The following is an 18,701-nucleotide window of genomic DNA, read 5'->3' as shown; positions in this document are numbered from 1 at the left end:
AGCTAATAGTCTGAAATCTGAAAATCCAACCATCTATCATGGGTGATGTCAGATACAAACCAGAATTATAGGATCAACACACCCTCGATACGGTCTGCCTGTTCGGTAATGTCGATAATTTCGTCAGCGCTGTTCATAATGGCCACACAGGTTATAGCGACATATTTCAGGCTGGCGGTGTGTTTAAACGACAACTCGCCGTGCTCGGGCAGCAGGGCTTTCACCTGTTCCACCTTGCCGTCTTGGTTGGGCGTGATGAACTTAAACATATATTTCAAGGGCCAGCTTTCTGACTCCATCAAACGGTAGCGCAGGTTTTTAAATTTATCTGTATTCATGGCTTATTTTCTTAAATTCTCAAACAGTCCTATTGGTGCATTGTTTATCGTCAATCGGAGCTCGCGAAGATACAAAGACGATCCTTGATCTAAAAATAGTTTCACGGAGGCGTTAACATCGCGTACACAAAACTTGCTATCCGTTCAGGATCGAAATATTCGGTCGTTTATGGGGATGCATTTCCGCACGCAGTTGCTCTGAATTTGATTTCTTTTATCGATGCATTTCACCGAACCGTTGCTATCTCTACTTGTTTATTCGTCATCGGCCATCAGATGTTTCGCTTCTCCGGGATCACACCTTTCATCATCAGAAAATGGCGAAGACCGGCAACATCAAGCTGCTTGGCAATGATTTTTTTGTCCTGGTCGAGTAAAAAGAAGGAAGGAGTTGTGCGGATACCATACAGCCGTTTCATATTGGAGATTTGTTTCGGATCCCACAGGTTGTGCCAGCCGTTCAGCTCATGTTGTTCCAAAAAATCGGACCACTCCTGTTTGTCTGTCATGGTGTATACAGCGTATACTGTTAGTTCTGATGGACGGGCTTGCAGAAAAAGCTCATCGTAGAGTTTGGGAATTTCCTTTTTACAATGGCTGCATCCGGGTTCCCAAAAAGCAAGAATGGTGTAGCGGGCTGTTTGGTCGTACAGACTGTGAAATTTGCCTTCTGCATCTTCGAGCAGCAACTCAGGAGCCGGCTGTCCCAGTAGGTTGTTTTGGCGCAGCGCAACTTCCTGCCGGATGTTTTCCATTGTTTTGTCATCGGCCCAGTGGCCCTGTCCGCTCAGGTAGTAGCGTTTAGCCAGGGCGACAAACACATTCTCCATACCCATTATTTTCGACTGTATGGTATTGTTGACTAAAAAGGAGGTCAGGTTTTGAAATATCTCTGCATTGTCGCGGAATTTTTCAATTATCCGAATAGCTTCGGGCAACACGCTGTCGGGGCTTTGTAGCAGCACCTTGTTGAAATAATCCTGCAATTGGCTTTTTACAAAAGGAGTCCGCCACAAAGCGCGCTCTCCCAAATCGAAATTATCCCAATAGTGCTGCTTGCGGAAATTGTACTCGTACACCCATTTTAGCGAATCGTTGGCCCGGTATTTTTCAGGTATTTGCTCCGGGTTGATTGTTGGCCGCTGAGTAGCCAATACCATTTTCCCAAACAGATTGTCTTTGTTCTTCAATCCGATGGTATACTGGTATTGGCGCACCTCCTGATCGAGCTGCTGAAGTTCGTGCTTAATTTGCGCCGGAGAATCTGGTGCATCCTTCAGTTTTGCCGAAAGCTCGGCATAACGCGCCTTTTGACCCGCCAGGTAGTTGATGTATGCTTGAAATTGTTTTGTTTCGTTCGCTCCCTCCACTCGAATTTGATTTTTTTCGGGCACAAGCTTGATGCCGAACTGCTGATCGGCCCCCAGCAAAAAATCGAAGTGTTGCTGTTCGTTCAGGTAAAGCTCGTAGATCCCCTGATCCATCAAGCTGTCCTTACTCAGCAGGGCCATGCCTTGTGCATCGAGCTGAAGCGTATCTTTAACATACAGCCCGCCGAAATAATAGCCCGCAACAAGAAGCTGGCTGTCGCGATGCTCGGGGAAGTTTATTTGTATTTGAACGGCCTGTGCTCCGCAATGCAAGGCGGAGAACGTGAAAAGTAGAAAGCTACAAAAGCTCCATAATTTTTTGCGCATTAATCTCATTGGCATAAAATGTTTCCAGTTTCATTTTCCGCCGGATGATTTCTTCTTCGTCGAAAGGCTTGTCCATCAGTTGGCGGATTTGTATGATCATTTGCTCGGGCGAGTCTGCAATATGGCAAAGATTTTCCAAACCGCTGCCTTCTACCATCGTTGAATTTACCAGACAATGCCGTCCCCCGAAAAGTGAATGTAACAGTTTCAGTTTCATGCCCGATGCCTGAAAAGTAGGAAGCAAACAGATATGCGCGTCGGTAATCAGTTGATTCATTTCTTCGGCCGCCGGATTGGCAATGATTGTGATATGGGGAATATCGCGGACTTTCTTTTGCAACCAAGCCGGTGGGTTTTTGCCTGCAATGACAAAGCGCTCGGTAAGTTGACTAAACACCTGATCAATCAGATAGCTGACGGCCTGCTGGTTCTCGGAAACACTCAAATTGCCATGAAATAGCAAATAATCGCCTGTGCCGCTCTGGCAGCTAATGGTGTTGAAGGAATGAAAAGCGGGGATGAAGCTGGTTTTGCCGTAATGTTTCGCAAAATAGTCGGCTTCGCTTGCCGAAATAGCCAGGATGTGATCGGCCCACCGTAGCAGCTTTTCAAATCTTTTCAACTTAAAACTCTCGAGCAGATAGTACAAACGCTGTTGCCAGTCGGTCGACGAATGATACAAATTATAATAGTATTTGTGTTCAATGTTATGCGCCCGCACTAACTTGGGAAAGGCTCGCAGCAAGGGGTGATCGAGCAGCGAACAGCAATGCAGCCCTTCAAACAAAACAGGAGCGGGCATCGCCAGTAGGTTTTTCAGAAGTTGGGGGTGCTGCCGTCCTTTCACAATATAAGGCACCGGGCTAAAATGTGTCGGTATTCCTGTCTGGCGGGGATAATAAAAAACCTGCTCGCAAAATTGCGTCAACTCTCCAGCCTGCGGTCGGTCGTATTCGAAGCAGTGCAGATGAATTTGAACGTTTTGGCAATGCAGTGCCTTTAGTTTGTAATAAATGTCAATAACACCGCCGTAATCGGCCGGGTAGGGGGTGTTGAAACTTACTATGTGTAGCTTTTTAGTCATAGCGGGCGATGACTAAAGTATAAAAAAACCGCAAGTGGATTCCTGCGGTTTTTATGTTGTAAAAATAAATTGCTAATTATTTAATTTGATGCCTCCGTAACGGCTTCGGATGACGACCTTTTGCGATCCGTCGGAGGCGCCAATGTTCCCTTGCACCTTCAAACTGGTGTTTTCTTTGTTGCGGTTGCCCTCGAACTGATCGTCAGGATACTTGATGTCGCAATAATCACATTCGGCATCAATTGTATACGAAAGGTCTTCCATGCCGAGCGATACTCCTCCGTAGGTATTACTGATATCGATTGATGTGAATCCAGGGGATACCTTGTCGATACTTACCGACCCGTAGGCCGTTTCGATGGCCAGTGAGCCATTCAGCTCATCGAGTTTGTAGTTGGTGTATTTGGAATCGGCTATAATCTGCCCAACGCGTCCCAATTTCACGCCGTCGTATTTCGACTCCAGCTTCAGCGACTCCAGTTCATCGATATTAATGCCTGAGTAGGCCGACTCAATGTGCATATTGCCGGCTTGCCCGAAGAATATTTTCGAGTACTTAATTTCTCCGACCATTGCATTCACCGCTTCGATGTCAGCTTTTCCGTATTTTAACTCCAGCTGCACCCCTTCGGCCGGCGCATTCAGCGTGCCGGCTGTTAAGTTTCCGTAGGCGATTTCGAAAGCTCCCGGAGCTTCAAGTGCCTGGACGGCCACGTTCCCAAACTTGTTGGTGACCGTCAATGCCCGGTCTTTAGGAATGTTGATTTTGTAGTCGATCGAGAAATTTTGCTTCGATTTAAAATCTTGATTAATCTCCGTTTTCGCGTTCAACGTTCCGCCGCTACGGTAAATATTAATGTCGATTAAATCCATGAGTTGCTCAGCCCGCCCTTCGTTGCTGGTCTCAACGGTGATGATTACGTCAACAGTGACCGAATCGCCGCCGAAGTCGTTAATCTCGATTGTGCCAAATTTGTTGCTCACATTCAAAGCTGTGATTATTGCCTTGGCGTAGCCCTGGTGTACTGTTTTACTGTATTCCGCTGCTTGTAGGCCAAAGGGCAGCAAGGCCAGCAGCGCCAGTAGAATTTTAAATTTCACTTTCATCATGGTTATAAGTTTTTTGTTTTTTTACTTCTTCCAGTTTTTCAATAATCAGGTTGATAATGGCCAACCTGGTTTGATATAGCTCCAGCATGGCATTAATCACCCGCTCGTCTTCGGGGTTTGCCGCCAGCTCATCCTGCAGGCGTGCGTAGGTTTCCTCAAAATCGGCTATTTCTTCCTGCATCATGCGCTGTTCATCAGTCGAGATGATGCCGTCTTCGCTCAGTTTTTCCCAATGCCGCATGCCCTGGTCAATGGCTGAGGTATAGTAAAATTCAGCTTCTGCATATTCGGGCGCCACACTGCCCAGTGTAATGGCCGCTTCTGGTTGTGGCTGTTGCAGGTACATCCGAAGCTGATTGCCCAGCAGCAGTACAAAAGCCACCGTAGCTGCTACTTGCAGGAAAATTTTTCGCCGTCTACGAATCGGGTCTATCCTTGGGGCGTTCAAACGTTGTGCAAATCGTTCAAAATGTCCTTCGGGGGCGTCCTCATCAAAGAATGCCTTATTCTCGCGAATGGTTTTTTCCAGTAAATCGTCAAAATCTTTCATCGCCTTCATGTTTGTCATTCATCTGTTTTAGTTGAAGGAAAACAGCTCGTCTTTGACCAGCAGATCGCGAAGCTTCCGTTTGGCTCTCGATAGCTGCGTGCGCGACGAGACGTTTGAGACATGCAGAATCTCCGCTATTTCATCGTGGTCGTAGCCCTCGAGCAGGTAAAGGCTCAAAACAACACGATAGCCCTCGGGTAGCTTCATTATTGCCTGTTTCAGCTTGTTCAGGTCAATCTGCCGGATTTCCATTTGCGGATTGGCTTCTTCATCCATGACTCGCTCGTCAATTTCTTCGAAAACGACCTTTCGCTTTTTCAGATAATCCAATGAACGGTTAACGACAATTTTTTTGAACCAGGCGCCAAAACTAACTTTTCCTTCGTAGCTGTCCAATTTATTGAAAACACTTAAGAACGATTCCTGCATCACATCTTCAGCATCGCCGCAATTACCCACAATCCGCAGGCTGGTATTGTACATCGATTTATAGTACAATTTGTACAACTCGAACTGTGCCTCGCGGTTTCCCGCTTTGCATTGGTCGATAATGCTTTGATGAATGTTTTTGTACTGTGTTTCCAAGGCTTAACAGCTTAATCTGTTTGAAAGACGACAGCTGACTCAGAAATGTTGCATCAGTCTTCGGCCTTTTTTTCAAAATATTTATTGCAGATCGAATGCAGCAGGTGAATATCTCCTTCACCCAGTAAGTTTAAGCGTTCCAATATGCGCGGATAAATAGCCGATTCTTCCTTGAAATTAAGTGCCAGTAATATTTTACTCGTTTTGCTTTTCAAGGCGCGAAAGCCATTTGCATTGACTTCACGAGGCGTTGTTTGTGGCTCGGATTGGTGCAACAGGCTTAGCTCGTAAGCATATAGCATGACGGCCTGAGCCAGGTTTAAGCTGGGGTAGCTGGTTTGAAGGGGGACAGTAGTTACCATGTCGCAACGGCGCAACTCCTCGTTACGCAAACCGCTGTCTTCGCGCCCAAATACGATCCCGATGTGCTCAATGGCCTGTCCTTTGGCTTTGAGTAGCGGCACCAAATCGCGGGTTGAGTAATAATCTTCTTTCACCAGACGTTGCTTGGCGGACGAGGCAACGATGAAATCGAGATCGTTCACAGCCTCTTCAAAGGTTCCGAACAAGCTGGCACCCTCCAGAATGTCGTTTGAGGCGTGGGCCAGCCATCGCGCCGGATCGCTCAGATGATCGCATGGATTTACAAGTCGCATATCCGAAAATCCCATGGTTTTCATGGCCCGGGCGGCAGCACCTACATTTTCGGGAACAGCCGGTTCAACTAAAATAAAGCTAATCTTCATCGAATTAATCTTATTGTGCAAATATAATCGCTCAGCCGAAGTCTCGAAACTTTATTTGGGAATGACCGCGCTAAACATGCATTCTGCTTGTCTGTTATTTATATCGGGTTTAAATAAATTCTGAAATTTGAATTGAATTGTTTTCGGTAAGCCGGAAGGCTGAAAGGTTTTAGCTACTTTCCGGTTCAAAATTGATAAATTAGTTTCCCGATCATGGAACACGATCACGCACATCATCATCAGCACAGGCATAATCGGTTAGGCCTGACCTTCTTGTTGAATATTGTTATTACGATAGCCCAGGTTATTGGTGGGATTATCAGCGGTAGTTTGGCCTTAATTTCGGATGCCATCCATAATTTGAGTGATGGTGTGGCTGTATTGCTGGCCTATATTGCCGACCGGCTCGGACAACGGGAAAAGACAGCCAAACACTCATTCGGATATAAACGAGCTGAAATACTGGCTGCTTTTATCAATGCACTGGTTTTAATTGCTATTTCCTTCTACCTGATGATTGAAGCCATAGATCGATTTGCCAACCCGCAGGTGGTCGATTTTAAGTGGATGCTGGGGCTTGGTATTTTGGGGTTCCTGGCCAATGGCTTTTCGGTTTTCCTGCTGCACGACGATCACCACCATAACTTGAATGTAAAAGCGGCTTACCTGCACCTGCTGGGCGATGCTTTGACTTCGCTGGCCGTAATCGTGGGGGCTGTGTTTATTTGGGCTTGGGGCTGGACTTGGATCGACCCGCTGGTGACCTTGCTGATCAGCATCTATTTATTGGTTCATACTTTTAATTTGCTGAAAGAGTCAACCGAAATATTGATGCAGTTTGCTCCGTCATCCATCGATCCGGACGAAGTGAAAAATAGCCTGGAAGCAGTGCGTGGGGTGAAACAGGTTTATCATATTCATATCTGGAGGCTGACGGACCATTCCATTCACTTTGAAGCACATATTGAGCTGGATGCAGACCTTCAACTATCGCAAACCCGCGACATTGACCGACAAATGAATGAGATTTTACGCGACGTTTTTTTCATCAATCATGTTACCCTTCAGTTTGAATATAAGCACGAAGGTAGCGGCAAAACATGTTAGCCTGAATCAAAAAATTTTTTCCACGAAATACCAGCACATTATCCCCGAGGCGATGAGTTTCAGAATTGTTCCGGCCAAAAATCCCATTAACGCGCCAACACCAGCCCGCAATGCTTGCCGGCTGCGCTTACCTCCGGCAAGTTCGCCAATGAAGGCACCGACAAATGGACCTACAATAATGCCCAAAGGCCCCAGAAAAATCAGCCCGGCCAACAAACCGATCACGCTACCCCAGACACCCGGCTTGCTGCCTCCGAATTTCTTCGTACCCCACACCGGAATAATTTGATCCAACACCACAATTAAAATCGATATAATGCCCCAGGTTAACAGGAATTTCAGGCTAAACTGGTAGCTCGATGTGAGGTGAAGCAACAGCAAGCCCAGGTAGCTTAATGGCGGCCCGGGAAGCACCGGGAGAACCGATCCGGCAATTCCCGCCAATATCAGTATCGCACCCGTAATAATAAGTAGATAGTCCATTAATTTCTTAGCTTTTCGTTGTGCGCGAATACGGCAAAAATTCCGATCAGCACCAGACTAAAACCAGCCAGCAGGTAACTGATATGCAGTTGTTGATCGCGCTCGAGCAGAAAAAACGAAAACTCCGACAGTTCGCGGTAATATTCAATGCTAAGCAAAACCAGCAGGTTGTTGATGGCATGCCCCAGAATGCAGGCGAAGATATTTCGCGTAATAATCATGATCCAGCCCAGCAAACATCCCAGCAGAAAAGTTGCCGGAAACTGCCAGGGGTTAAGGTGAAATAAAGCAAAAAGAAGACCCGAAAAAAAGATCGCAATCAGCTGCGGGTAGTTGCGCATGAGGCCATGCATGATGATGCCCCGAAAGATAAGTTCTTCGATGATTGGTGCAATGACAACCACCTTCAATACGGCTCCCCATATCCCAAAATCGTTATTGAAAATCTTGTCAAACAGTTCCCAGAACCATGGCGGGGCAGGGAGGACTTTTTCAACCCACAGGTTGATTTCATTCAGAAAAACATGAGCGCTCAGCAGAAAAAGAATGATTGGGACGATGATAAGCGGGTTAAACCACTTCATCGGAAATAAATTGCGAACCGAAGTTTTTGCTTTTCGGTAGCCGAAATAAAGGATGAAAATAATTGAACCAAGTCCTAATGCAAGCTTCTTGGCCGGATTATACAGAAAATCGGTTCCGTGGTAATAATCCCAGATGGCCAGCGGAAAATCGACCACTGTTTGTATAAAAATATATAATATGACCAAGTGGGCGGCCCCCAAAAACGTCGGATAGTAGCGTTGCTGATTTGTTCTCATAGATCAATATTACAAAACCGAAGATAGTTTGTTTTGATCAATATAAGAAAAGGAGACAACAGAAAGTTATCCCCTTTAGAATCGTTAAGAAATAGTTGTTACAAATCTTTTTTGGCCAGGTAAAAATCCATCATTTCGTAGTCCGACTTTTCACGCTCAATCATCGCATCGACCGTTTTGGGTGGCGGCACAATAACTTTTTCGCCCGGCACCCAGTTCAACGGGAGAGCTACATTGTGTTTGTCCGACGTTTGCAGCGCTTTCAGTGCGCGAACAATTTCGTCCATATTGCGCCCTACGTTCAAGGGGTAATACATTACCAGGCGTACTTTCCCGGTTGGATCGATAATAAATACAGCCCGAACAGCGGCCGTTTCACTTTCATTGGGTTGCAGCATTCCGTAGAGCTTGGACACCTTCATGTCGATATCGGCAATAATCGGAAAATTGAAAAGTATTCCTGAATTCTTTTTAACATTATTAACCCAGGCAACATGAGCATGAATACTGTCGATACTCAGGCCCATGAGTTTGGTATTTAATGCCTTAAATTCGTCACTTCTGACAGCAAAACCACTCATCTCGGTCGTGCAAACGGGCGTAAAATCGGCCGGATGAGAAAAGAGAATCACCCAGCTGCCTTTGTTGTACTCCGAAAACTGGATGGGGCCGTAAGTGGTGTTTGCCTTAAAATCGGGTGCCATATCGCCTATGCGTGGCATTTGATTAATTTGTTCTTCCATAGTCTGTCATTTTTAAAAAGTTAGTGTGTTTGTGTCTAACAGTTAAATACTGAATGTACCATTCAAAGGTTCAAAAAAAATGGTAATTTTTAATGGTATGCAGACTATTTCTAAAACATATATTACTGATCATTTGTCCACAAAACTTTAATAAGCACGGGGCGTTTCCTCCTGGTATGATCTTCGGAAAATAAAGCAAGAATACCAATATTTGGTGATATGCGCCTTTGTTTTTCGGGTTGGGAATTTCCTGCGTTAGGTGTAAATACCAAGTATTGGCGATTGATGAGCCTTGAAGTTCTGATGATTTTTGTCGGACAATTCAATCAATTCAAAAATCTTTATGATGAACTTCAAAAAAATACTTTTTACCCTTCTAATCTCATTTACGGGCCTGTGGTCGATTGCCGGGCAGGTCGAACTGACTATTGTAAAAGGTCGGGTTCTGGACGAAAACGGCGAGTCGCTGGTTGGGGCTACGGTTATTGTTCCGGGAACTAACAAGGGAACAACAACCAATGATATGGGGAAATTTATCCTGAAAAACTTACCCGTCGGCATTCACGAGCTAAAAGTTAGTTTTATCGGCTATCAAACCATGATCCGAACAATTAACCTGAAAGACTCGAAAGATGCTGTTTTAACCGTACAGCTAAATCCCGACGAGGAAGAACTGCTGGATGTGGAAGTCTTTGGCGAGCGCTACCGGCAGCCCGCAAAACTGGATGCCATTACCCGGATGCCCTTGCGCCCCAGCGAGCAAATCCAGAGTATTTCGGTAATTTCCAACAAGCTTATCGAGGAGCAAGGCGTGCTGACAATTACCGATGCGGTGCGAAATGTGCCTGGGGTAACGATGTTTGGTTCGTATGGTGGCGTGCGCGAAAGTATGTCCATGCGCGGATACCGGGGAGTGCCGGTTCTGAAAAATGGTGTGCGTATCGACTCGGACTTCCGCACAGGCTCGGCTTTATCGGAAATGCAGGGTGTTGAAAGCATTCAGGTGATTAAAGGATCGGCAGCCATCACACAAGGTGTGGGGAACGACCTGGGAAGTGCCGGAGGTGTGATCAATATAGTGACTAAAACGCCGAAATTTGAGAATAGCGGAGAAGTTTCGGTGCGTGCCGGCAGCTGGGGTGAGTTTCGCCCGTCGTTTGATGTGCAAACTATTTTGGATAAGGAACAAACCAGTGCTTTACGTTTAAACGGAACTTTTGCCCGGAAGGATAATTATCGCCCCGTTGTGAACTCTGATCGTGTGTACATCAATCCCTCGTTCGAGTGGCGCCCTGATGATCGCACGGCAATCACGCTCGAAATGGATTACATGGATGATAACAGAACTCCCGTCACCAGCAGTGTCAACCTGGATGGCGATACGATTGAGGCACTGTACGATATGCCACACGATAAATTTCTGGGCTTGCGCAACGACCATGTAAGTAACCAAACACGGACATCCGCTGTGCGAATTACCCGTCAGCTGACCAACCAAATTAGCTTGCGTGCGGCCTTGTTCAATTCGTCCTATAAAGTCGACAATATCAGCACGAATGTGAACACACGCGTCAATGGGGAAGCTAATTTGAGACGCCGAACCTTGGGGCGCTCCTTACGTGACGACCAAAATTCAACCTTCCAAGTGGATTTTATTGGCCGCGACTTGTTTACCGGCTCCATCAAACATACGTTTCAACTTGGGTTCGACTATAAAAAGACCGATTTGTCGACCACCAGCTACCAGTCGTTTGTGGTTGATACAATTGATGTGTTGGCTCCAACGATCAACAACGACTTTGTTGATGTTAGCATGACGGCGAACGATGCGGTAGCCTCCAACTCGTCGGGATACGGTTTGATGGCCCAGGAGGTAATGACACTGAACAACTACCTGAAGCTGATTATGGGCCTTCGCTACAGCGCTATTCAAAGCAGCTCGGCAACCGATGCGGGGCCTACAACCGGAGATGCCTGGAACCCGATGATCGGAACAATGATCAGCCCGATTAAAAATGTGAACTTATTTGCGTCGTACACGACAACAACCAGCTTACGGTCGGCGGCCAATAAAATGGAGAATGGCGAAAACATTGGCCCGTCAACCACCCGCCAGTGGGAAACCGGTATTAAGTCCGACTGGCTGAATAACCGCTTGCGCTTCAACTTAACCTATTTCGATATTATTACCGAGAATCTCTCGTACGCCACTTATGTTGAAGGAACCAGCCAGCGTACCGGATATTACGACAAAGCAGGCGATCTGACTCGTCGGGGTGTTGAAACAGAACTGAGCGGCCGGATTCGGGAAAATTTACAAGTGATGCTGGGCTATGCCTACCTGGATGCACAATATAAGAACAGCCCTAGTTACCAAGACGGTTCAGCACCAATGAATGCACCCAAACACACGGCCAATGCGTGGGCCAACTATCTGGTTCAGAAGGGTCTTGCAAAGGGGCTTTCGGTAGGTGCAGGCATCTATTATGTCGGAAAACGACCGGTAAACGACTGGAGTTTAAAGCCTGACGGGCACGGCTCGATGACCGGCAGCAAACCTTTCGACATGCCCTCGTACACAACCGTCAATGCACAGCTGGCCTACGCTATCGGCAATATCACAACGCGTGTGTATTTCAATAATATCTTCGATGCCCTCGGTTACACTTCGTACTACCGCGGTGGATATATCAACCAAATTGATCCGCGCAATTTCTCGGCGGTCATTAGCTATCGTTTCTAGGCGGTTGTTCAACTTTTGATAAAGGATTAAACAGATGGCAAAATTGCTTAAAACAATACATCTATGGCTGTCGATCCCGGTTGGGCTGATTATTAGCTTAATCTGCCTGACCGGGGCAGCCCTGGTTTTTCAGGACGAAATACTGGAGCTTCGTTACCCCACAAGATATTTTAACAAGGAACAGCAGGCTGCAACTCTGCCGCTGGATCAACTAATTCCGATTGTTGAGCAACAGCTGGAAGAAAATCGGGTAACCGGAGTGCAGGTTTTTGCAGATAGTCGTAAAAACTATGTGATGAACCTGGAAAGCGGATTTCGAACATCGGCTTTTGTGAATCCCTATTCGGGAGAGATCACGGGCTACTATAAGCCACGCGAAAGCGCGTTCTTCACCATCATGTCCCTGCACCGCTGGCTGATGGGCGGATCGGACAGTTGGGGCAAAATGATCATTGGAATTTCCACAATGGTGTTTGCTTTTATCCTGCTTAGCGGCTTGCTGTTGCGCCTGCCGCTGAAACTGCAGCGGCGGAATTTTTCAATTCAATTTCGAAAGGGTCGTTTCAAGCTCTTCTGGGATTTGCACAATGTCCTGGGGCTTTACTCGTTCATTTTTTTGCTTCTCGCCTCGCTAACGGGCATGATGTGGTCGTTTAACTGGTATCGAAATACGGTTTTCAAAGCCCTTGGTGTCGAGGTAAATAATAGGAGTGGGCACCGGGCAGCCCGTGCAGGAAGCAAGCTCGCTGAGCCGGAAATAAGCAGTATGCATTGGCAAACAGCCCTAAACGAGCTGAAGCAAGCAAATCCTGATTTTCGCTCAATTCGCGTACAGGAGGGCAAAGCCAGCGTTAGGCTGGAAAGTCATCCTACGAGCCGGGCCAGCGATCAGTACCAATTTAACAACGATGATGGCCAGCTGACAAAAGTTGTTCGATACAGCGAGTCGGCAAAAACGGCTAAAATATGGGGCTGGATTTACGATCTTCACCTGGGGAAATACTTCGGAATCTGGTCGAAAATACTGGTTTTTGTGAGTTGTCTGTTTGGGGCATCGTTACCAATAACCGGTTATGTTTTATACATTAAGCGTTTGGTTAAACGAAAGGGCAGGAGACGACCACTCGTTTTAGCCGCTGAATGATTTTTTAACAAGATGGACTGACAGAATATTGAAGAACAGGGAAATGCGAAGAGAAACATCAGGCCAGAATGTTTTCTGCTCCCGAGTCGCGGATAAACAGACAAGTTGTACTGGTATCTTCTACCATATCTTCCATAAAGTCGAAACTCGGCTCGGGTGTAAGACCAAAAATATTGAGGTCGGCCTCGGGAGCATCTTTTGCAAAATCGATAAAGCTTCCGATGTGTACCGTTATCTCTGTTTTGGGCAAGCGCGCCAGGTCAATCAATTCGGACATAAACTGAAAAGCCTGCTTTTCCTGTTCTTCATTTTCAACAACCATGATTAGCCGTATTCGGGCATTCCAGTTCATTTTTAGCTTGTAAGCAATTAAGATCGACAGGTCCAGATTCCCAATATCCCAGGTGATTTTCCAGTGCGGCGCTCGGTTACGAATCCAAACATTGATCAGCTGTCGTTGGCCCACACCTGTTTTATTGTTCGGGTAATAAATTAAAATGCCCAGTTGTAATCTTGACGACTCGCGGATAACCTGGCGGTAATCCTGCTCAAAGAAGTCTTTGTCCAAAATATTCAGAAAGACAATATTGGGCTTGAAAAAGGATCCCTGGTAGGCTTGATTAGCCAAGTTTACCCCCTCGGCAAATTTCGAGGTTTGAATAACAGCCCAGCTGGAAAAAACACCTTTACGATAAAAAGCTTTGGATAACTCGTTGATTTTAGACCGGAATAAATCGTCATTTTCGCCCTCGCTTATTCCCAGTAATTTAATCGATCCTTTAGGAAAGCTAATGTTAACCAGAAAGGAGAAAATTCCTTTCACCGCGGTAGGGTCGCTGACCGGGACGAGCAGGTTGGGTTTCCAGGCACGTTCCTGCCGAAAAGAAAGCATTGCAGTGTGTTTGGCGGCCCACTCGGCAAAGGATATGAAGAGGCCGCTTCGCACATCTTCGAAGGGAGTAATTAATTTTCGCTGCGACAATATGCCGTAAAAAAGAATAACAAGCGCTATGGATACCAGACTTATAGATGGATTGATGATAAACATGGCGAGTACCGAGCTTAGCAAGCCCGACCATGGAATCCAGTGCGAAACAATGAACAAAGGCCTGAAACTGATCAGGCCAAGTTTTTGTTCTACAATCACCACCAGGTTAATCATCGCATAGGTAATCAAAAAGAACATGGTAACCAGGGGAGCCACAGCATTCAAATTGCGGAGCAGCATTGTTATAAAAACGATGATGCCCGTTACAAACATGGAATTTTGCGGTTGGCCGGCGCTGTTTTGCTTTTTCAACCAGTCACTCCCGGGCAGAACAGCATGACTGCCCATAGCATAAAGTATGCGGGAAGCCCCCACCATGGAGGCCAAAGCCGATGAAAATGTTGCTCCCAGGATACCCGCAATTACCAGTGGTGGAAAAAACGATTTTTCGATGATGATGTTGTAGTTGCTCAGTAGTTCCTGTTCGCTGGCCGATCGGCCAATCCAATAGGCTAAACCGATATAGATCACAAAGCTGATTGCAATGGCCCACAGGGTGCCAATAGGAATGCTTTTGCGGGGATTTTTCAATTCTCCCGACATATTGGCTCCGGCCATAATACCGGTTGCCGCCGGGAAAAACACAGCAAATACAATCCAAAAATCGGAGCCCGAAAATTGATTTTCACTCGATCCTCTGAATGTTCCCCAACGCAATGTTTCTGCAGCGGAATAGTGCATCGAGCCATCATAAGCAGCGATCACAACAACCACCAGCGAGGCAACGATAACAGCCATAATCAGATATTGCGTACGGATGGCCAGATCGGCGCTTTTGTACGATATGCCATAAATCACAGCGAAAACAATAAGATCGACCGCAAATGCCGGGTGGTCAGGGTAAATAGAGAGCCAACCTTCGCGAAAACCAAAAATATACATGGTAATTGCCAGTCCCTGCGAAATGTACAGCGGTATTCCCAGGCTGCCGCCAACCTCGAGCCCGAGTGATTGCGAAATGATTGCATAAGCACCACCTGCTCCGATCCGGATATTGGTGGTGATTGATGACATCGACAGAGCTGTAGTTAAGGTGATGGTGAACGAAAGAATGATGATGATCCAGGCCCCCAGCAATCCGGCGTTGCCAACCACCCACCCGAGCCGTAAATACATGATGACCCCAAGTATGGTGAGCAGTGTTGGGGTGAAAACCCCTCCAAAGGTGCCGAATTTTTTAACTTTATATTCTTGCTCTTCTTTTTGCATCCCCGAAAATGTGTTGTTTTAACCTTCCATAAAAGCAAACGGCTAGGGAAGACTGTCTTTCACTAAAATAGCGTATTCGTGGTAGACGTAAAATAGCCTAAAACATATTTAAAAGCAGTCGAACTGAGGCGCTTTTCAATGCACAAAAAAGCTGTCTTCAAGTCCCTCAATCGCCAGGATGAACATAGCTCGCTGCAGGATTGGTTAAACATTGATTTTTCAGTGCTGACAATCTCCCGGAAATTCAATAATCCGGAAGACGGGATTTCCAAAAAATTTGTTGCCCCGGATGCTATTCATCCTAATTTTTCGCATTTTTACCAACAAATTGAGGCACTGATAAGCCAGCTTTCGGAAATAGTTGCAAAAAAGCTGAAAAAAAATAAGGTAACAGTTTGATTATTTCAGGAAAAAGCGCTTATTTTGCGAACTGTTTGAAAAACGTGTGTGATTCTGTAAAAAATAAAGACAATGTCAAGAATTTGTCAAATAACCGGAAAAAAAGCAATGGTGGGAAACAATGTTTCTCACTCGAATAGAAAGACCAAACGTCGGTTTAACCCGAACTTGTTCAATAAAAAATTCTACCTTCCCGAAGAGGATCGTTGGGTTACGTTGACTGTATCGGCTGCCGGATTGCGTACCATTAACAAAAATGGATTGAGTGCAGCATTGAAAAATGCTCAGGAAAAAGGTTTGATCAAAACTATTTAACACCTTAGAAAATGGCAAAAAAAGGAAATAGAGTTCAGGTTATCTTGGAATGTACTGAGCAAAAAGAATCCGGAGTTCCGGGTGCTTCTCGCTATATTACAACTAAGAACCGTAAGAATACAGCAGAACGTTTGGAGTTGAAAAAATACAACCCATTCTTGAAAAAAGTAACTGTTCACCGCGAAATTAAATAATTAAGATATGGCTAAGAAAGCAGTTGCATCATTGCAAAAAGGAGCTGGTAAAGGTTATGCAAAAGTAATCAAGATGACAAAGTCATCTAAATCCGGCGCATACACATTTCAAGAAGGTATCGTTCCTAACGAAATGGTTAAAGACTATTTTAAGAAGTAATATATACTTTGCTTTAAAAGGAAAGCTCTCACTTAGTGGGAGCTTTTTTTATTCCCCGATCGATTAATGGAGTAGATAGCCATCGGAAGACAATGACGCTCGCGATGCCGTGATGGATCGAACACTAGTGTTTCTCGGGAAGGAATTTCCAATACCGCCGGGGCATCTGCTGGCGTTGCAGCTTCGAATTTTTCCGTTCCTCAATATTGATGTGTGTAAAGTAGTTCTTCCACAGCGCCTGATAGCTGGCTTCCTCCTCTTGGATCAGACTTTCGGAAAGTTTGCCATCATAAGTCGAAAAGCTTTTTTCACTCAGTGTAATTTCTGATACATTTTCCAGATTGTAGAAGAAGCCGTAATCCCGCTTTAAGTCGTAAATCAGCCATTTTTGATCGGCAAAACGTTCCCGAAAGTGCTTAATGGCATAAGGCAGCACATCAAATTGCGGCTCGATTGGCGCAAAGTAAACATCATCGCGCGTTTGCTGAAACCGCACAAACTGCAATACTCGCATAGCCTCCTTCTGCACAAGCCGCTCAATTTTTTTAAGCGCCAGCACATCGGCATCTGCATAGTCCGTATCGATGCGCTTCTGCGCCCCAAAAACTCGCTTCAGGAACCGGAAGAGGCGCATTTCAATGCCTTCGTCCTCCGAAAGAAAAGCCAGCATGGGCAGCTCCCGGTTTCGGGGATGAAGCTTTTTCTGGAGCCCATCCCAAACCCGTTTCGACTTTATCATATCGGTGTCAATCAGTAACCGCTCCGAAAATAAACTCCCCTGAAAAGCATCTTCTTTGCAAATTGTTGTTGGCTCAAGCTTTTGTGCATAACATTCAAAAACTACGGTCAAAAAACCAGCAAACGTCCCGTCGTATAAAATAATTGCCATTGTTTAATGCTTATAATGAAATGATAGTTGCGATGCCGTTTCTACCGGCTCCGGCCAATGAAACAAGCTTAGCTGGCTGTTGTCGGCCTTGCGGTGTTTCGTTTTGCTCTCGTGGATAAGATGAGTGCGCAGAATAGTCGGGTCCCAGTCGCGATGGCGTGCAGGCAGTTCGTTGCATGTAATAAAATATTGCGCACGCTTCATAACAACGCCAATTTTTTTCAGGTGAAGGCTGTTCAGTCGGCGGAAACGTCGTGCATCGACAATCATTCGGGCCGACTGCACGCCAATGCCCGGCACACGCAATATCATTTCGTAGTCGGCCCGGTTGATGTCGATTGGGAACAAGTGCAGATTTCGAATAGCATAAGCCAATTTCGGATCGATTTCCAAATCCAGAAACGGTTGCTCCGGCGAGAGGATTTCGTCGGCCCGAAAGTGATAAAAACGCATCAGCCAATCGCTTTGATACAAGCGGTTCTCACGAACCAGCGGAGGTGTCTTTAAGGCGGGGAGTCGCTTGTCGTATTCATTAACCGGCAAGTAGCCCGAATAATACACCCGCTTTAAGGACTGCTGATTGTATAAGCCCGATGCCAGCGAAAGAATTTGCCGGTCGCTCTCGGGTGTGGCACCTACAATTAGCTGAGTGCTTTGCCCGGCGGGGCTGAAACGCTCGGTATGGCGGTATTTCTTTCGTTCCTCTTTATAAAGTTGAATCTCATTCCGAATTTGATTCATGGGGTGCAGTACCGAATTGAAATCTTTTTCAGGAGCCAGTCGTTGCAACTGCCGTTCAGTTGGGATTTCAATATTCACACTCAGCCGGTCGGCGAAGAGCCCGGCTTGCCTGATCAACTCCGGATCGGAACCCGGAATTGCTTTCAGGTGAATGTAGCCACTGTAGTGCTCTTCCGTTCGCAACTTCTGCGCCACAAGCATTAACCGCTCCATCGTGTAGTCTGCATTCTTGATGATTCCGGAGCTTAGAAAAAGCCCCTCAATATAATTTCGCCGGTAAAATCCGATTGTCAGATCAATAACTTCCTGTACGGTCATGGTGGCTCGGGGGCGATCGTTTGTTCGTCGGTTGATGCAGTAGGCGCAGTCGTAAATGCAGTGGTTGGTCATCAGAATTTTGAGTAGGCTAACACACCGACCGTCGTCGGTAAAGCTGTGGCAGATTCCTGCTGCCGAAGCACTGCCAATCCCTCCGGCATTCGTTCGTTTGTTGCCGCTCGATGCACAGGATACGTCATATTTAGCAGCATCTGCTAATATTTTTAGCTTGTCAAGAACCGATTTATTCATTTTGCGCTATTTTTACCGTATTGAA

19 protein-coding genes are annotated in these 18,701 nt (G+C 46.1%); 6 read left to right on the top strand and 13 right to left on the bottom strand.

Annotated elements, in window-relative coordinates:
- Positions 1–65: 65 nt before the first annotated feature.
- The 7 genes from C8N47_RS06795 to C8N47_RS06760 form a co-directional block, all read right to left on the bottom strand.
- Positions 66–338, bottom strand: a complete 273-nt coding sequence (locus C8N47_RS06795) for a DUF493 family protein (protein ID WP_107821785.1) — start codon at positions 336–338, stop codon at positions 66–68.
- Between the two features lie 272 nt (positions 339–610).
- On the bottom strand, positions 611–2,050 hold the full coding sequence (locus C8N47_RS06790) for a peroxiredoxin family protein (protein ID WP_107821784.1): 1,440 nt from the start codon (positions 2,048–2,050) through the stop codon (positions 611–613).
- Positions 2,007–3,119, bottom strand: coding sequence for a glycosyltransferase family protein (locus C8N47_RS18665; RefSeq protein WP_146161451.1), 1,113 nt, complete (start codon positions 3,117–3,119; stop codon positions 2,007–2,009). Before C8N47_RS18665 ends, C8N47_RS06790 begins: the two co-directional genes overlap by 44 nt.
- A 72-nt stretch (positions 3,120–3,191) precedes the next feature.
- Positions 3,192–4,229 (bottom strand): DUF4097 family beta strand repeat-containing protein, encoded by a 1,038-nt coding sequence (locus C8N47_RS06775; RefSeq protein ID WP_107821782.1) that lies wholly within the window; start codon positions 4,227–4,229, stop codon positions 3,192–3,194.
- Positions 4,210–4,797, bottom strand: coding sequence for a hypothetical protein (locus C8N47_RS06770; protein WP_107821781.1), 588 nt, complete (start codon positions 4,795–4,797; stop codon positions 4,210–4,212). Before C8N47_RS06770 ends, C8N47_RS06775 begins: the two co-directional genes overlap by 20 nt.
- 9 nt (positions 4,798–4,806) lie before the next feature.
- The gene (locus tag C8N47_RS06765; RefSeq protein WP_107821780.1) at positions 4,807–5,364 is read right to left on the bottom strand and encodes an RNA polymerase sigma factor; all 558 of its coding nucleotides are present in this window, start codon (positions 5,362–5,364) and stop codon (positions 4,807–4,809) included.
- 53 nt (positions 5,365–5,417) lie between these two features.
- The gene (locus C8N47_RS06760; RefSeq protein ID WP_107821779.1) at positions 5,418–6,110 is read right to left on the bottom strand and encodes a tRNA/rRNA methyltransferase; all 693 of its coding nucleotides are present in this window, start codon (positions 6,108–6,110) and stop codon (positions 5,418–5,420) included.
- A gap of 213 nt (positions 6,111–6,323) precedes the next feature.
- On the opposite strand from C8N47_RS06760, the gene C8N47_RS06755 reads away from it, so the two are divergent.
- Positions 6,324–7,217: a cation diffusion facilitator family transporter gene (locus C8N47_RS06755; protein WP_107821778.1), complete on the top strand. Its 894-nt coding sequence runs from the start codon at positions 6,324–6,326 to the stop codon at positions 7,215–7,217.
- 6 nt (positions 7,218–7,223) lie between these two features.
- On the opposite strand, the gene C8N47_RS06750 is transcribed toward C8N47_RS06755, so the two are convergent.
- The 3 genes from C8N47_RS06750 to C8N47_RS06740 all read right to left on the bottom strand — a co-directional run bounded on the left by C8N47_RS06750 (position 7,224) and on the right by C8N47_RS06740 (position 9,264).
- The gene (locus tag C8N47_RS06750; RefSeq protein WP_107821777.1) at positions 7,224–7,700 is read right to left on the bottom strand and encodes a DUF456 domain-containing protein; all 477 of its coding nucleotides are present in this window, start codon (positions 7,698–7,700) and stop codon (positions 7,224–7,226) included.
- Positions 7,700–8,521 carry a CPBP family intramembrane glutamic endopeptidase gene (locus tag C8N47_RS06745; protein WP_107821776.1) on the bottom strand — a complete coding sequence of 274 codons (822 nt, stop codon included), beginning with the start codon at positions 8,519–8,521 and terminating at the stop codon, positions 7,700–7,702. The genes C8N47_RS06750 and C8N47_RS06745 overlap by 1 nt, the downstream gene beginning before the upstream one ends.
- Positions 8,522–8,619: 98 nt before the next feature.
- Positions 8,620–9,264, bottom strand: coding sequence for a peroxiredoxin (locus C8N47_RS06740; RefSeq protein ID WP_107821775.1), 645 nt, complete (start codon positions 9,262–9,264; stop codon positions 8,620–8,622).
- 343 nt (positions 9,265–9,607) lie between these two features.
- On the opposite strand from C8N47_RS06740, the gene C8N47_RS06735 reads away from it, so the two are divergent.
- Positions 9,608–12,007, top strand: a complete 2,400-nt coding sequence (locus C8N47_RS06735) for a TonB-dependent receptor (RefSeq protein ID WP_107821774.1) — start codon at positions 9,608–9,610, stop codon at positions 12,005–12,007.
- Positions 12,008–12,041: 34 nt separating this feature from the next.
- Positions 12,042–13,151: a PepSY-associated TM helix domain-containing protein gene (locus C8N47_RS06730; RefSeq protein ID WP_107821773.1), complete on the top strand. Its 1,110-nt coding sequence runs from the start codon at positions 12,042–12,044 to the stop codon at positions 13,149–13,151.
- A gap of 58 nt (positions 13,152–13,209) precedes the next feature.
- On the opposite strand, the gene C8N47_RS06725 is transcribed toward C8N47_RS06730, so the two are convergent.
- A complete protein-coding gene (locus C8N47_RS06725) occupies positions 13,210–15,408 on the bottom strand; it encodes an amino acid permease (RefSeq protein WP_107821772.1) in 2,199 nt (732 codons plus the stop codon).
- A 471-nt stretch (positions 15,409–15,879) separates the two neighbouring features.
- On the opposite strand from C8N47_RS06725, the gene rpmB reads away from it, so the two are divergent.
- Genes rpmB through C8N47_RS06705 form a run of 3 tightly spaced genes read left to right on the top strand, consistent with a single transcriptional unit; the run spans position 15,880 to position 16,476 of the window.
- On the top strand, positions 15,880–16,122 hold the full coding sequence (rpmB, locus tag C8N47_RS06715) for a 50S ribosomal protein L28 (protein WP_107821770.1): 243 nt from the start codon (positions 15,880–15,882) through the stop codon (positions 16,120–16,122).
- 11 nt (positions 16,123–16,133) lie between these two features.
- Positions 16,134–16,316: a 50S ribosomal protein L33 gene (gene rpmG / locus C8N47_RS06710; protein WP_107821769.1), complete on the top strand. Its 183-nt coding sequence runs from the start codon at positions 16,134–16,136 to the stop codon at positions 16,314–16,316.
- 7 nt (positions 16,317–16,323) lie between these two features.
- Entirely contained in the window at positions 16,324–16,476 is a 153-nt protein-coding gene (locus C8N47_RS06705) for a DUF4295 domain-containing protein (protein ID WP_107821768.1), read from the top strand.
- A 124-nt stretch (positions 16,477–16,600) separates the two neighbouring features.
- On the opposite strand, the gene C8N47_RS06700 is transcribed toward C8N47_RS06705, so the two are convergent.
- Both C8N47_RS06700 and C8N47_RS06695 read right to left on the bottom strand, forming a co-directional pair.
- A complete protein-coding gene (locus C8N47_RS06700; RefSeq protein WP_107821767.1) occupies positions 16,601–17,365 on the bottom strand; it encodes a TIGR03915 family putative DNA repair protein in 765 nt (254 codons plus the stop codon).
- Between the two features lie 3 nt (positions 17,366–17,368).
- The gene (locus C8N47_RS06695) at positions 17,369–18,676 is read right to left on the bottom strand and encodes a putative DNA modification/repair radical SAM protein (RefSeq protein WP_107821766.1); all 1,308 of its coding nucleotides are present in this window, start codon (positions 18,674–18,676) and stop codon (positions 17,369–17,371) included.
- Positions 18,677–18,701: the final 25 nt, after the last annotated feature.

It is taken from the genome of Mangrovibacterium marinum, assembly GCF_003046625.1.
GTDB lineage: Bacteria > Bacteroidota > Bacteroidia > Bacteroidales > Prolixibacteraceae > Mangrovibacterium > Mangrovibacterium marinum.
Note: the sequence above shows the minus strand (reverse complement) of the source record. Positions and strands in the feature narration are given on the sequence as shown.